This window comes from Amycolatopsis sp. CA-230715 (assembly GCF_018736145.1).
Lineage (GTDB): Bacteria > Actinomycetota > Actinomycetes > Mycobacteriales > Pseudonocardiaceae > Amycolatopsis.
This window is the reverse complement of sequence record NZ_CP059997.1, coordinates 9,088,845-9,105,934: the sequence shown is the minus strand read 5'-3', so window position 1 is coordinate 9,105,934 and position 17,090 is coordinate 9,088,845. Positions and strand designations below refer to the sequence as shown.

At 71.7% G+C, this 17,090-nt stretch carries 1 protein-coding gene (only partly in view); it reads right to left on the bottom strand.

What is annotated here, in order from left to right:
• Positions 1–17,090: the 5' portion of a type I polyketide synthase gene (locus HUW46_RS48645; protein ID WP_442861009.1), read on the bottom strand. The gene continues 12,283 nt to the left of window position 1, outside the view; 17,090 of the gene's 29,373 nt are visible here — the first part of the coding sequence; it begins with the start codon at positions 17,088–17,090; its stop codon lies off the left edge, out of view.

Sequence of the window (17,090 nt, the reverse complement as noted above, 5' to 3'; positions counted from 1 at the left end):
CGCGCGGGCGCGTAGGTCACGCCTTCCGCCACAGCGCGGAACTCGTCGAGCATCGCGTCCATGTGCGCCGAGTGGAACGCGTGGCTGACCCGCAGCCGCGTGGTTTTCCAGGCACCGCAACGGGTTTCCAGCTCGGCGATCGCGTCCGCGTCACCGGACACGACCACCGTGGCTGGACCGTTCACCGCGGCGATCGAGAGCCGCTCGTCCAGCAGCGGCGCGACATCCTGCTCGCCCGCGCGCACCGACAGCATGGCCCCGCCGCGCGGCAACGCCTGCATCAACCGGCCGCGGGCGGCGACCAGAGTGGCGGCGTCGGCGAGCGAGCACACCCCCGCCACGTGGGCGGCGGCCAGCTCGCCGACGGAGTGCCCGCACACGAAGTCCGGGCGCACACCCCACGACTCCACCAGCCGGTAGAGGGCGACTTCGAACGCGAACAGCGACACTTGGGTGTACGCGGTTTCGTTCAGCAGCACCGAATCCGCGTCGAACATCGCGTCCTTGAGCGGCCGGTCCAGGTGCTTGTCCAGTTCGGCGCAGACCTCGTCCAGCGCCTCGGCGAACACCGGGAACGCCTCGTACAGCGCGCGCCCCATGCCCGCTCGCTGCGCTCCTTGCCCGGCGAACACGAACGCTACGCGCCCACCCGGCGCGGCCTCGCCCCGGACGAGTTCCGAATCCAGCACCACGGCGCGGTGGTTCATCGGCGCCCGCGTCGTCGCCAGCGAGAACGCCACGTCGACCGCGTTGTCCGCGGCGACGATGGACCCGAGGTGCCGCACCTGGTCCCGCAGCGCGGCCTCCGTGCGCGCCGACACGACCAACGGCACCGGCCAGTCACCCGCCACCGGGGCCGCCGCCTGCTCGTCGTCGACAACGCCCTCCAGGATCACGTGGGCGTTGGTGCCGCTGATGCCGAACGACGACACCCCGGCCCGGCGCGGGCGGTCCGAAGGCCACTCCCGTGCCTCGGTCAGCAGTTCCACCGCGCCCGCCGACCAGTCCACATGCGACGACGGCTCGTCGATGCCGAGGCTGCGGGGCAGCATCCCGTGCCGCATCGCGAGCACCATCTTGATCAGCCCGGCCGCACCCGCCGCGGCCTGGGTGTGCCCGATGTTCGACTTGACCGAGCCGAGCCGAAGCGGCTCCTCCCGGTCCTGGCCGTAGGTCGCCAGCAGCGCTTGCGCCTCGATCGGATCGCCGAGCGTGGTCCCGGTGCCGTGCGCCTCGACGGCGTCCACATCGGACGGAGACAGACCCGCAACGGCCAGCGCTCGCCGGATCACCCGCTGCTGCGACGGACCGTTCGGCGCGGTCAGCCCGTTCGACGCGCCGTCGGAGTTCACCGCGGACCCGCGCACCACGGCCAGCACCGGATGCCCGTTACGACGCGCATCGGAAAGTCGTTCGACCAGTACGAGTCCGGCGCCTTCACCCCACGCCGTCCCGTCGGCGGCCGAACCGAACGCCTTGACCCTGCTGTCGGGGGCGAGGCCGCGCTGCCGGGAGAACTCGACGAAGACGAGGGGGCTCGACATGATCGTGACCCCGCCCGCCAGCGCCATCGAGCACTCGCCGGACCGCACGGCCTGCGCCGCCCAGTGCAGCGCCACGAGCGAGGACGAGCACGCGGTGTCCACGGTGACCGCGGGACCTTCCATGCCGAACGCGTAGGACACGCGACCGGACAGCACACTGGTCGCGCCGCCGGTTATCTGGTGGCCCTCGACCCCGTCGAAGCCCGCCGGGATCACGACCGCGCCGGCGCCGTAGTCCTGCGCGTGGCTGCCGATGAACACACCCGTGCCGCTGCCCCGCAGGGTCGCCGGGTCGATACCCGCGCGCTCGAAGGTCTCCCACGCGACTTCGAGCAGGATGCGCTGCTGCGGGTCCATCGCCAGCGCTTCACGCGGCGAGATCCCGAAGAAGTCCGCGTCGAACGCGCCCGCGTCGTGGAGGAAGCCGCCTTCTCGCGCGTAGGAGCGGCCCGCCCGGTCTGGATCGGGGTCGAACAGATCGGTGAGGTCCCAACCGCGGTCGTCGGGGAATCCGGTCATGGCGTCGACCTCGTCGACCAGCAGCCGCCACAGGTCCTCCGGCGACGACACGCCACCGGGGAACCGGCACCCCATCGACACGATCACCACGGGATCGTCGTCCGCCGCCGCCGCGACAGGGCCCTGCCGCTCGACGACCTCGGCGCGACCGACCAGTTCGCCGATCAGAAGATCGGCGAGCGCGGCGGGTGACGGGTAGTCGAAAACGACCGAGGCGGGCAGCCGCACGCCGGTGACCGCACCGAGCCGGTTGCGCAGCTCGACGGCGGTCAGCGAATCGAACCCGAAGTCGCGGAACGCGCGCGCCGGTTCGATCGCGTCGGGGCCGTCGTGGCCGAGCACCACCGCGGCCTCGGCGCGAACCATGTCCAGCAGGACCGCGCGCTGCTCGTCGCGGGATACGCCGTGCAGCCGGGCGGCCAGTTCCGGCAGGGCGGTCTCTTCGGCGGGCGGGCGCCGTTCCGCCATCTCCGGCAGACCACCGACCAACGGGTTGGCGTGGCCGGGGAGTTCGCCTTCGGCGACGCGCGCCCAATCGATGTCGGCCACCACGAGGAACGTCTCGTCGGTCGCGAGCGCGTCGCGCAGCGCGGTCACCGCGAGGCCGGGGTCCATCGGCGGCAGGCCGTCCCGGTCCAACCGCTCGGCGCGGATGCCTTCCTCGGCGAGACCGCCGCCTGCCCAGCGCCCCCAGGCGATCGAGGTAGCGGGCAGCCCCTGCTGCCTGCGCCATCGCGCGAAAGCGTCCAGGTAGGCGTTCGCCGCCGCGTAACCACCCTGACCGCCGTTGCCGAGCACCCCGGACGCCGACGAGAACACCGCGAAGAACCGCAGCTCTCGATCGCGGGTCGCCGCGTGCAGAGCGCGCACGCCCGCGACCTTCGGCCGCAGCACCGCCGCGATCCGGGCGGGCGTCAGCGACTCCAGCACCCCGTCGTCCAGAACCCCGGCCACATGCGCGACGCCGATGACCGCGGTGTCCGCGATCGCCGCCGTCAACGCTTCCTCGTCGGCGACATCGCAGGCGGCGAACCGCACCCGCACGCCGGACTTCGCCAGCTCCTCGGCCAGGTCGGCGGCACCGTCCGCGTCGGCGCCGCGCCGCGAGACCAGCAGCAGCTCCTCGGCGCCGGACGCGGCGAGCTGCCGCACGACGTGCTTGCCGACCCCGCCCAGCGCGCCGGTCACCAGCACCGCCCCGCCCGTAAGGTCGAGGTCGACGGCGGTCGCCGTGGGCTCCGCCCGGACGAGTCGACGCGCGCGAACGCCGGACGGGCGCACGGCGAGCTGCGTCTCCCCCGTGCCGGCCAGGATCGCCGCGAGCTCCGCCACCTCGGCGTCGGAATCTTCCGGCAGGTCGACCAGGCCGCCCCAGAGCTGCGACTGTTCCACAGCGGCGACCTGGCCGAGGCCCCACACCATGGCCTGGACCGGATTCGCCAGCGGCTCACCGTCCACAACGGACACCGCACCGCGGGTAGCCATCCACAGTGGCGCGTCGAGCCGCAGGTCGGCGAGCGCCGCGTACAACGCGGCGGACGCGGTCAGGCCGGTCGGTGTCCCCGGGTGTTCCGGGTGCGGCTCCTCGGCGAAGGCGAGCAGCGAAAGCACACCGGCGACCGGCTGGTCGGCGATCACCGCGCGCAGCAGCGCGGAGTCGAGGGCGGCGGGTGGCACGACGCACGGCAGGACGGTGGCGCCGTGGCCGGTCAGGGCGTCGACGATCCGCGGTTCGGCTGGCTGACCTTCCGCGATGACCACCAGCCAGGTCCCGGTGAGGGTCGCGGCCGGGAGGTCGACCGGTTCCCAGGAGATCCGGTACCGCCAGGAGTCGATGGCAGCGCGGTCGTGGCGCTGCCTGCGCCACGCCGACAGAACCGGGGCCACGACGTCGAAGGCGGCCTCGAACCTGGTGCGATCGATCTCGGCGACCGGCAGCGCGCCGAGATCGCCGTTCTCGATGGCGGCCCAGAACCGTGCGTCCTCTTCGGACGCACCGGAAGTCGGCGCCGGCGCCGGCGCCAGCCAATAGCGCTTGCGCTGGAACGGATAGGTCGGCAAGTCCACGGTGCGGGCGCCCGTGCCGTCGAAGACCGTGCTCCAGTCGACCGGGGCACCGGCGACGTAGGCCTCGGCCAGCGATCGCAGCAGCCGGTCCGGTCCGCCTTCGTCCCGGCGCAGCGTGCCCGCGGCGACCACGTCCGGTGCGCTTTCCTGGATGCCGTAGGCCAGCACCGGGTGCGGGCCGCACTCGATGAACACGCCGAAACCCTCGTCGGCGAGCCGCCGCACCGCGCCCGCGAACTCCACCGGCTCGCGCAGGTTGCGATACCAGTACTGGGCGTCCATTGTGGACCCGGACAGCCAGTCGCCGGTGACGGTCGACAGCATCGGCACGTCCGCCGCGGTGGGCGTGATGTCCGCGAGTTCGGCGAGCAGCCGTTCACGGACGGCGTCGACGTGGTCGGAGTGCGACGCGTAGTCGACCGCGACCCACCGGGCCCGGATGTCTTCGGCGGCGCATTCGGCGAGCACGGTCGCCAGCGCCTCCGGATCGCCGGAAACCACAAGGGACGTCGGCCCGTTCTCGGCCGCCAGCGACACCGACGTACCCCAGCGGCGCTGGACTTCGGCGCGATCCAGCGCGACCGAAACCATGGCGCCCCGCCCGGCCAGCACCTCGGCGATGGCGCGGCCGCGCAACGCCACGACGCGTGCCGCGTCCTCTGTGGACAGCACACCGGCGACGCAGGCGGCCGCGATCTCCCCTTGCGAGTGGCCGACCACCGCGGCGGGCTCGACGCCGTGAGAGCGCCACACTGCGGCCAGTGACACCAGCACCGCCCAGAGCACGGGCTGGACGACATCGACCCGTTCCAGCGCCGCCGGATCCGTCAGCACCTCGGTCAGCGACCAGTTCACGTGCGGGGCCAGCGCACGGGCGCATTCGGCCATGCGCCTGGCGAAGACCGGTGAGGAGGCGAGCAGGTCCACGGCCATGCCCGCCCATTGCGAGCCCTGTCCGGGGAAGACGAACACCACGCCGGGTTCGCCGATCGCGCTGCCCCGGACGAGGTGCCCGCCGAGCACGACGGCGCGGTGTTCGAAGGACGTGCGCGTGGTGGCCAGGGAGTACCCGACGTCGAGCGGGTCGAGGCCGGTCGCGGAGCGCAGGAGTTCCAGCTGGGCGTTCAGTGCTTGTTCGGTGCGGGCGGAGAGGACCCATGGCACCGGGTGTGTGGGCGGGGTGTGTTCGGCTGGTGTTTCTGGTTCGTGGATCGATTCCAGGATGATGTGGGCGTTGGTGCCGCTGATGCCGAACGAGGACACTCCGGTGCGGCGTGGCCGGTCCACCTCGGGCCAGGCCCGGGTTTCGGTCAACAGCGACACGGCACCGGCGGACCAGTCCACATGCGACGACGGTTCGTCGATGTGCAGGCTGCGCGGCAGCACTCCGTGCCGCATCGCCAGCACCATTTTGATCACACCGGCGACCCCGGCCGCTGCCTGCGAATGCCCGATGTTCGACTTCACCGACCCCAGCCACAATGGCACGTCCCGACCCTGCCCGTAGGTCGCCAGCAACGCCTGCGCCTCGATCGGATCCCCGAGCGTGGTCCCGGTCCCGTGTGCTTCCACAGCGTCCACATCGGACACGTTCAGCCGCGCGTTCGCCAAGGCCGCACGAATCACCCGCTGCTGCGACGGACCGTTCGGCGCCGTCAACCCGTTCGACGCACCATCGGAATTCACCGCCGAACCACACACCACCGCCAACACCGGATGCCCATTCCGACGCGCATCCGACAACCGCTCCACCATGACGAGCCCGACACCCTCGGAGAGAGCCATGCCGTCGGCCGCGTCGGCGAACGGCTTGCACCGCCCGTCCGCGGCGAGCCCGCCCTGCTTGCTGAAGCCGACGAAGGCGGACGCGGTGTACATGACCGCCACGCCACCGGCCAACGCCATGTCGCACTCTCCGGCCCGTACCGCCTGCGCCGCCAGGTGCAACGCCACCAGCGAGGACGAACACGCCGTGTCCACCGTGACCGCCGGACCTTCCAGCCCGAGTGCGTAGGCGACGCGCCCGGACACCACGCTGGACAGGCTGCCGGTCACCAGCTGACCTTCGACGGACTCGGGCACCGTGCCGTACCCGGTGCCGTAGTCCTGGTAGTTGTTTCCGATGTAGACACCGACCAGGCGACCGCGCAGCGAACCCGGCGCGATCCGAGCGCGTTCGATGGTCTCCCACGCCACTTCCAGCAGCAGCCGCTGCTGCGGATCCATCGCCAGCGCCTCACGCGGGGAAATCCCGAAGAACTCCGCGTCGAACAGCGCCCCGTCGTCGAGGAAACCGCCGTGCCGCACCGACGACGTGCCGGGCCGCCTGCGCTGCGGGTCGTGGAGCGCGGTCAGGTCCCAGCCGCGGTCCTCGGGGAACTCCGCGATGGCGTCCACCTCGCCGATCACCAGGCGCCACAGGTCCTCGGGTGTCGCCACGCCACCCGGAAAGCGGCAGCCCATCGACACGATCACCACGGGGTCGTCCTCGGCGGATTCCCTTGCCCTGTCGACGATCGCGGTGCCGGCGGAGCCCTCGTCGAGCAACCGCCGGGCAGCCTCGGCCGGGGTCGGGTGGTCGAACACCAGCGTCGCGGGCAGGCGCAGCCCGGTCGCCCTGCCCAGCCGGTCGCGCAGCTCGACCGCGGTGAGCGAGTCGAACCCGAGGTCGCGGAAGGCCCTCGTCGCGGAAACCCCGGCGCCCGCGCTGTGCCCGAGCACCGCGGCTGCCTGCTCGCACACCAGCCGGAGCACCGCGCGTTCGCGCTCCGCCGGTTCCATCGCCGCCCACCTGGGCGACCATCGGCTACCGGTCGCTTCTGCCGGGGTTTCCCCGGTTTCGGCCTCGGGCAGCAGCTGGGTGAACAGCGGGCTCGGTCGCGCGGAGGTGAACACCGGCAGGAAGCGCGGCCAGTCCACGTCGGCGATCGCGACGAAGGCTTCGTCGCGATCGAGCACCTGCTGCAACCCGCGCACGGCGGTCGCGGGATCCATCGGCGGCAGACCGTGCCTGCGCTGCCGTTCGCCGATCATCAGGCCGTCGAGGGTGACGTTCTCGTCCCAGCAGCCCGGCGTGCTCCAGATACCCCAGGCGATCGAAGTGGCGGGTACCCCGCGCTCGCGGGCGGCCAGCGCGAACGCGTCGAGGTAGGCGTTGGCGGCCGCGTACGCACCGTGCAGGCCGCTGCCCCACACGCCCGCGATGGAGGAGAACAGCACGAACGCGTCCAACGCGTCGTGGTCGAGGACGTCGAGGAGGTTGCGCGCCCCGGCGGTCTTGGCGTGCACCACGTCGGCGAACTCCTCGAGGGTGGTCTCCTCGACGGAAGCCAGCTCGATCGACGCCGCCGTGTGCAGTACGGCGCGGATGGGTGTGCCGTCGGCGGTGACGTCGCGGACCAGCGCCGCCAACGCGTCGCGGTCCGCCACGTCGCAGGCCGCCACGGTGACCCGGGTCCCAAGCCCGCTGAGTTCGGCCCGGAGGCCGGTCATCCCCGGTGCGGCCGGGCCGCGGCGGCTGATCAGCACCAGGTGCTCGGCACCGGCTTTGGCGAGCCAGCGGGCCAGGTATGGCGCGAGCTCGCCGGTACCACCGGTGAGCAGGACGGTGCCGCGCGGTCGCCAGGACGTCCCGGCGAACCGCTCCGGCGGAGCGGGCACCAGCCGTGGGACGGACAGGCCCGCCGGGCGCACGGCGACCTGGTCCTCGGCGGTCGCGCCGGCCAGCACGCCCGCCAGCCGGCGGCTCGCTCGCTCGTCCAGCGACTCGGGCAGGTCGATCAGCCCACCCCATCGGCGCGGTCGTTCGAGTGCCACCACCCGGCCAAGACCCCAAACCTGCGCCTGCACCGGGTTGATCCCGTCGCCGACCGCGCCACGGGTGACGCACCACAGCGGTGCGTCGAACTCCGCGAGCCGCTGTACCAGCTCGATCGTGCGCGCGAGGCCCACGGTCAGGGCCGGGTGATCGGGATGCGGCCGCTCGTCCACGGCCAGCAGCGACAGCACACCCCGGACCGGGCCCGCCGCGTCCAGCCGGTCGTCCGGGCCGAGCCGCACCACGTCGGCGCCGGAGTTCTCCAGCGCGCGCACGCATCCGATGACGAACTCTTCGTGGTCGGCCGTCTCGGGGCCGATCACCAGCCACGTGCCGGTGAGCGGGGCGACGGCTGGGTCGGCGATCTCCTGCCATTCCACCCGGTACCGCCAGTCGTCCACTTCGGACTCCGCGGAGGTGGTCGACGGAGCGCTCGGTTCGAGCCAGAAGCGCTCGTGCTGGAACGCGTAGGTCGGCAGCGCGACGGTGCGGGCGCCGGTGCCCGCGAACACCGCGCGCCAGTCGACCGGGACGCCTGCTGTGTGGGCTTCGGCTAGTGATTGCAGGAATCGGTGCCAGTCGCCGTCGTTGCGGCGCAGGGTGCCGATCGCGGTCCGGGGTTCGATGGCCATCGTCAGTACCGGGTGTGGGCTGACTTCGATGAACACGTCGTGGCCGTGTTCGGCCAGGTGCTGTGTGGCGTCGGCGAATCGGACCTCGTGGCGCAGGTTGCGGTACCAGTAGCCAGCGTCGAGCTCGGTGCCGTCGAGCCAGTCCCCGGTCACGGTGGAGAAGAACGCCACCTCACCAGCGACCGGCTCGATCGGCGCCAGCACGTCGAGCAATCGGTCCTCAATGGACTCCACCTGCGCGGTATGGGAGGCGTAGTCCACCGGAACACGACGGGCACGAACATCCACCGCTCCGCACTCGCCCAGGATTTCCGCCAGCGCATCCGGCTCGCCCGCGATCACCGTCGCCGACGGGCCGTTGACCGCCGCGATCGCGACCCGGTCACCGAACCGCGCGATCCGCTCCACCACAGCGGCCTCGGGCTCGGCGATCGACACCATCCCGCCGTTGCCCGCCAGCTCGTCCCGAATGGCCCGGCTGCGCAACACCACCACCCGCGCACCATCCTCAAGGGACAGCACACCCGCCACACACGCCGCCGCGATCTCCCCCTGCGAATGCCCCACCACCGCCGCGGGCTCCACACCACACGAACGCCACACCGCGGCCAACGACACCATCACCGCCCACAACACCGGCTGCACCACATCCACCCGCTCCAACGCGGCCTCATCCCGCACCACATCGGAAAGAGACCAGTCCACAAAGGACGACAACACCCGCGCACACTCCGCGAACCGACCCGCGAACACCCCACTAGACGACAACAGCTCAACCGCCATCCCCACCCACTGCGCACCCTGCCCCGGAAACACGAACACAACCTTGTTCTCGGACGTGACCGCGCCGAGCACCGTGCGACCGTCGGGCTCGCCGTGAACCAGCGACGTCAGCCCACGTACGAACTCGTCGCGATCGGTGGCGACCACAACCGCGCGATGCTCCATCGCCGCACGGGTGGTGGCCAGCGCGTAGCCGACGTCGACCGGTTCGGCGTCCAGATCGTCCACAGTGGACAATAGGCGGACCGCCTGGGCGTTCAGTGCTTGTTCGGTGCGGGCGGAGAGGACCCATGGCACCGGGTGTGTGGGCGGGGTGTGTTCGGCTGGTGTTTCTGGTTCGTGGATCGATTCCAGGATGATGTGGGCGTTGGTGCCGCTGATGCCGAACGAGGACACTCCGGTGCGGCGTGGCCGGTCCACCTCGGGCCAGGCCCGGGTTTCGGTCAACAGCGACACGGCACCGGCGGACCAGTCCACATGCGACGACGGTTCGTCGATGTGCAGGCTGCGCGGCAGCACTCCGTGCCGCATCGCCAGCACCATTTTGATCACACCGGCGACCCCGGCCGCTGCCTGCGAATGCCCGATGTTCGACTTCACCGACCCCAGCCACAATGGCACGTCCCGACCCTGCCCGTAGGTCGCCAGCAACGCCTGCGCCTCGATCGGATCCCCGAGCGTGGTCCCGGTCCCGTGTGCTTCCACAGCGTCCACATCGGACACGTTCAGCCGCGCGTTCGCCAAGGCCGCACGAATCACCCGCTGCTGCGACGGACCGTTCGGCGCCGTCAACCCGTTCGACGCACCATCGGAATTCACCGCCGAACCACACACCACCGCCAACACCGGATGCCCATTCCGACGCGCATCCGACAACCGCTCGACCATGACGAGCCCGACACCCTCCGCCATGCCGAAGCCGTCGGCCGCGTCGGCGAACGGCTTGCACCGCCCGTCCGCGGCGAGCCCGCGCTGCCGGGAGAACTCGATCAGCGCACCGGGTTCGGCCATGACCGTGACCCCGCCCGCCAACGCCATCGCGCAGTCACCGGCCCGGACCGCCTGCGCCGCCAAGTGCAACGCCACCAGCGAGGACGAACACGCCGTGTCCACCGTGACCGCCGGACCTTCCAGCCCGAGCACGTACGCGATCCGGCCCGACGCCACGCTGCCCGCGGCGCCGTTGCCGAGGTAGCCTTCGAGGTCCTCGGGCACTTCGGCGAAGCCTTGGCCGTAATCGTGGTAGGACACGCCAGCGAACACACCGGTCCGGCTGCCCCGCAACGCGCGCGGGTCGATTTCCGCCCGCTCGATGGTCTCCCACGCCACTTCCAGCAGCAGCCGCTGCTGCGGATCCATCGCCAGCGCCTCACGCGGAGAAATCCCGAAGAACTCCGCGTCGAACAAGGCCGCGACGTCGAGGAAGCCACCGCCCCGGGCGTGGGTGTGCCCGGGACGGCCGGGGTCGGGATCGTAGACGCCGGCGACGTCCCAGCCGCGGTCGGCGGGGAACGGCGTGACGACCTCGCGCTCGTCGAGCAGCAGGCGCCAGAGATCCTCCGGCGACGACACCCCGCCGGGGAACCGGCAGCCCATCGACACGATCACGACGGGGTCGCCGACATCCGGCCCCTCGCCGACCGGAGCCTCGGCAGTCGTACCGTCCTCGCCGAACAGCCGCTCGCCGAGATGACCGGCGAGCACGGACGGCGACGGGTAGTCGAACGCCAGCGTCGCGGGCAACGTCAGTCCGGTCACCGCGCCCAGCCGGTTGCGCAGCTCCACCGCGGTCAACGAGTCGAACCCGAGCTCGCGGAAGGCCTTGTCCGCGGGCACCGCGGCGGCCGCCCCGATCACCGTCGCCGCTTGCCCGCGCACGAGTTCGAGCAACTGCGTGGCGCGTGCCGCCGCCGGCAAAGCCGCCAGCTCGGGCCGCAACCCCTGGCCGTCGCCCGCAGCGGCCCGGCGACGAGTCGGTGCGGCGGCCAACCCGCGCAGCAGCGGGACCACTTCGGTGGCGGGGGTGCGGGCCAGCGCCGGGTCCAGTGCCATCGCGACGACCTGCGGGTCGACGCCCGCCACGGCAGCGTCGAACATCGCCAGCCCCGCCGCGGAGGTGAGCTCAAGCGTGCCGGAGCGCCGCATGCGCGCCACGTCGGCCACGCCGAGGTGCCCGGTCATGCCGCTGCGTTCGGCCCACAAACCCCACGCCATCGACGTCGCGGGCAATCCGAGCGCACGACGATGCTGCGCGAAGGCGTCGAGAAACGCGTTCGCGGCGGCGTAGTTACCCTGGCCCGCGTCGCCGAAAGTGGCCGCTGCCGAGGAAAACAGCACGAACGCGGCGAGGTCCATGCCCTCGGTCAGTTCGTGCAGGGCGAGCGCGGCGTCCACCTTCGGGCCGAACACGCGGTCCAGCCGCTCCTCGCCCAGCCCGGTGATCGTGACGTCGTCGAGGACACCGGCCGAGTGCACGACCGCGGTCAGCGGGTGTTCGGCGGGGACCGAGGACAGCAGCGCCCGCACCGCTTCCCGGTCGGACACGTCGCAAGCGGCGATCGTCACGGTGGCGCCGAGCGCGGTCAGCTCGGCCCGCAACTCGGCGGCGCCGGTCGCGGCGGCGCCACGGCGGCCGGCGAGCACCAGGTTCCGGATGCCGTGCGCGGTGACGAGGTGTCTGGCGACGAGGCCGCCGAGCGTCCCGGTGCCACCGGTGATCAGTGCCGTGCCGTTCGGGTCGAGTCGTGCGGGCACGGTCAGCACGATCTTGCCGATGTGCCGGGCACTGCCCAAGAACCGGAACGCCTCCGGTGCCTCGCGCACGTCCCACGTGGTCAGCGGCAGTGGGCGCAGCGTGCCGCGGTGGAAAAGCTCCAACAGCTGTGCCAGCATCTCGCCGATCCGGCTCGGGTCCACGTCGCCGAGGTCGAACGCGCGGTATCGCACTCCCGGGTGGTCGGCCGCGACCTCGTCGGGGTCGCGCACGTCGGTCTTGCCCATCTCGATCAGGCGTCCGTCGTCGGCGAGCAGCCGCAGCGACGCCTCGACGATGTCACCGGCCAACGATCCGAGCACCACCCGCACACCGGAGCCGCCGGTCGCCGCCAGGAACTGCTCGGCGAAGTCCGTCGAGCGCGAGGAGGCGATGTGCTCGTCGTCGAGTCCCATCGCGCGCAGCGTGTCCCACTTGGCCGGGCTCGCGGTGGCGTACACCTCCGCGCCGAGGTACCGGGCGAGCTGCACGGCGGCCATGCCGACCCCGCCGGTGGCCGCGTGCACCAGCAGCGGCTCGCCCGGTCGCACCCCGGCCAGGTCCACCAGTCCGTAGTAGGCGGTGAGGAACACGGTGGGCACGGAGGCCGCCGTCGCGAACGACCAGTCCGCCGGGATCACGGCGAGCGTGCGGTGATCGGCTACGGCGATCGGCCCGAAGGAATCGGGCGCGAGTCCGAGCACCCGGTCGCCGACGGCGAGACGGTCGACGCCGGCGCCGACCTCGGTGACCACGCCCGCGACCTCGCTGCCCACCGCGTCGTCGCCGGGGAGCATGCCGAGCGAGGCCAGGACGTCGTGGAAGTTCAGGCCGCTCGCCCGCACCGCCACGCGCACCTCGCCGTCACCGAGCGCGCGAGTCACCTCGGGGCACGGAACCAGTTGCAGGCTTTCCACGGCGCCGGGTTCCGTGCGGGCAAGCCGCCACGGTTCGACCGGCGGGCACAACGCGTCCCCGGCACTCACCCGCACCAAGCGCGGGACGAACCAGTGCCCGTCGCGGACCGCGATCTGCGGCTCGCCGGTCGCGACCACCTCGGCGAGCAGTGCCTCGTCGATTTCGGTGTCGATGTCGACGAGCACGAACCGGTCCGGGTGCTCGGACTGCGCGGAGCGCACCAGCCCGCAGGCCGCCGCGGCGGCGAGATCGGCCACGTCCTGCCCGTTGCCCGTCGCGACCGCACCGCTGGTCACGACGACCAACCGCGCGGCGCCCGGTTTGTCGTCGGCCAGCCACGATTGCAAGCACCGCAACGCTTCCGCCGTCTTCGTGCGCACGGCCGATGCGACGTCCACATCGGACAGTTTCTCGGTGAGGTACAGGAACTCCGGTGCCAGGTCCACCGCGTCGGCCTCGGGTGCGGGCACCCAGTCCACCCTGGTCACCTGGTCCGGACGAGCGGTGAGCTGTTCCGCCGAAACCGGGCGGGAAACCAAGGCGTCGACGGTCGCGACGGGCGCACCGGTGACATCGGCGAACCGCACCGACACGGAGTCCTCGCCGACCGGGGAGATCCGCACCCGCAGTGCGGTCGCCCCGCTGGCGAACAAGGACACCCCGCGCCACGCGAACGGCAACCGCACCCGGTCGTCCTTCGTCCCGCCGAGCCCGATGGCGTGCAACGCGGCGTCCATCAGCGCCGGGTGCAGCCCGAACAGCCCGGCGGCATCGCGGGAGCCGTCGGGCACGACGACCTCGGCGTACACGTCCTCGCCGTGCAGCCAGGCGGCGCGCAGCCCGCGGAAGGCCGGGCCGTAGTCGTAGCCCTGCTCGGCGAGGTCGTCGTAGTGATCCTCGATCGCCACGACGGTCGCGCCCGGTGGCGGCCACGCGGTGAGGTCGAAGTCGGCGGCCCGGTCGCCGGGCGCCAGCAGGCCGGTGGCGTGCCGCGTCCACTCGGCCGCTCCGTCCGCCCGCGAGTGCACGTGGACGTCGCGGCGGCCGCCGTCGCCGGGCGTGCCGACGGTCACCTGGACGACGGCGGCCTCGTCGGTGAGCACCAGCGGGGTCTCGATGGCCAGGTCCTCGACGAGGCCGCACCCGACCTCGTCCCCGGCGCGCAGGGCGAACTCGACGAACGCGGTCCCCGGGAGCAGAACCGTGCCGGAGACCGCGTGGTCGGCCAACCACGGGTGGATGGACGTCGAGAGCCGCGCGGTGAACACGGTGCCGCCCGTATCGGCCAGCGGCACAGCCGCCGCGAGCAGCGGGTGGCCGGTGCGGTCGAGCCCGGCGGCCAGGACGTCGCCGGCACCGGTCTGTTCTTCGAGCCAGAACCGGCTGCGCTGGAACGGGTACGTGGGCAGGTCGACCCGCCGGGCGTCCGCGGGGAACGCGGCCGTCCAGTCGACCGGGACGCCTGCTGTGTGGGCTTCGGCTAGTGATTGCAGGAATCGGTGCCAGTCGCCGTCGTCGCGGCGCAGGGTGCCGATCGCGGTCCCGGGTTCGATGGCCATGGTGAGCACCGGGTGTGGGCTGACTTCGATGAACACGCCGTGGCCGTGTTCGGCCAGGTGCTGTGTGGCGTCGGCGAACCGGACCTCGTGCCGCAGATTGCGATACCAGTAGGCGGCATCCAACTCCGCACCGTCGAGCCAGTCCCCGGTCACGGTGGAGAAGAACGCCACCTCACCAGCGACTGGCTCGATCGGTGCCAGCACGTCGAGCAATCGGTCCTCAATGGACTCCACCTGTGCGGTATGGGAGGCGTAGTCCACCGGAACACGACGGGCACGAACATCCGCCGCCTCGCACTCGCCCAGGATTTCCGCCAGCGCATCCGGCTCGCCCGCGATCACCGTCGCTGACGGGCCGTTGACCGCCGCGATCGCGACCCGGTCACCGAACCGCGCGATCCGCTCCACCACAGCGGCCTCGGGCTCGGCGATCGACACCATCCCGCCGTTGCCCGCCAGCTCGTCCCGAATGGCCCGGCTGCGCAACACCACCACCCGCGCACCATCCTCAAGGGACAACGCACCCGCCACACACGCCGCCGCGATCTCCCCCTGCGAATGCCCCACCACCGCCGCGGGCTCCACACCACACGAACGCCACACCGCGGCCAACGACACCATCACCGCCCACAACACCGGCTGCACCACATCCACCCGCTCCAACGCGGCCTCATCACCCAGCACATCAACCAACGACCAGTCCACAAAGGACGACAACACCCGCGCACACTCCGCGAACCGACCCGCGAACACCCCACTAGACGACAACAGCTCAACCGCCATCCCCACCCACTGCGCACCCTGCCCCGGAAACACGAACACGACCTTGCCCGTGGATCCGGCGGTCCCCCGCACCGATCGTGCGCCGAGGTCGCCATCGCGCAACGCACTCAGCTCGGCGGCGAACTCCGCCAGGTCCGCACCGACCGCCACCGCGCGGTGGTCGAACGCGGCGCGGGTGGTGACGAGCGAGTGGCCGACGTCGACGGGGTCGAGTTCGGGTCGCGAGCTCAGCAGGACGAGCAAGCGCTCGGCCTGGGCGCGCAACGCCTCCTCGGTCTGACCGGAGAGCGCCCACGGCACCGTGACGGCGTCCGGCCTCTCGACGCGGTCCGGCTCGGCGGCCACCCCCTCGACGATCACGTGCGCGTTGGTGCCGCTGACCCCGAACGAGGACACCCCGGCGCGGCGTGGCCGGTCCACCTCCGGCCAGGCCCGGCTTTCGGTCAACAGCGACACGTCACCGGCGGACCAGTCCACATGCGACGACGGTTCGTCGATGTGCAAACTGCGCGGCAACACCCCGTGCCGCATCGCCTCGACCATCTTGATGATCCCCGCGACACCAGCAGCACCCTGCGTATGCCCGATGTTCGACTTGATCGACCCCAACCACAACGGCCGCTCGCGGTCCTGGCCGTAGGTGGCCAGCAGTGCCTGCGCTTCGATCGGGTCGCCGAGCGAGGTGCCGGTCCCGTGTGCTTCTACGGCGTCCACATCGGACGGTTCGAGCCTGGCGTTGGTCAGTGCTTGGCGGATCACCCGTTGCTGCGAGGGGCCGTTTGGTGCGGTCAACCCGTTCGACGCGCCGTCCTGGTTCACCGCGGAACCTCGCACCACGGCCAGCACCCGGTGCCCGTTGCGCTCGGCGTCGGACAACCGCTCCAGCAGCAGCATGCCGACGCCCTCACCCCAGCCCGTGCCGTCGGCGGAATCCGAGAACGCCCGGCACCGGCCATCGGCGGCGAGACCACGCTGCCGGGAGAAGTCCACGAACGGCGCCGGGTTCGACATCACCGTCACACCACCGGCCAACGCCAGCGAACACTCGCCCTGACGCAGCGACTGCGCCGCCAAATGCACCGCGACCAGCGACGACGAACACGCGGTGTCCACCGTCACCGCCGGACCCTCCAGCCCGAAGGTGTACGCGATCCGGCCCGAAGCCATACTGCCCGCGGTTCCGTTACCGAGGTAGCCTTCCAGCTCCTCCGGCGTCGCGCCGCGATCGGCACCGTAGTCGTAGTAGAGCATCCCGACGAACACACCGGTCTGGCTGCCCCGCACCGAATCCGGCACCACACCAGCCCGCTCGAACGCCTCCCACGACGTTTCCAGCAGCAACCGGTGCTGCGGATCCGTCGCCAGCGCCTCACGCCGGTTGATGCCGAAGAAGTCCGGATCGAACTCGCCCGCGTCGTGCAGGAAACCACCATGCCGCGTGTACGACTTGCCGTACTGGCCGGGGTCCGGGTCGTAGAGGCCGTCGACGTTCCAGCCGCGGTCGGCGGGGAACTCCGAAATCGCGTCCTGACCGTCGGACACCAGCCGCCACAGATCCTCCGGCGAGCTGACCCCACCGGGATACCGGCACGCCATCCCCACGATCGCGATCGGCTCGCGCGCCTTGTCCTCCAGCTCCAGCAACCCGCGCTTGGCCTGCCGCAAGTCAGCCGTGACACGCCGCAGGTACTCCGCGTACTTGTTCTCGTTCATGAT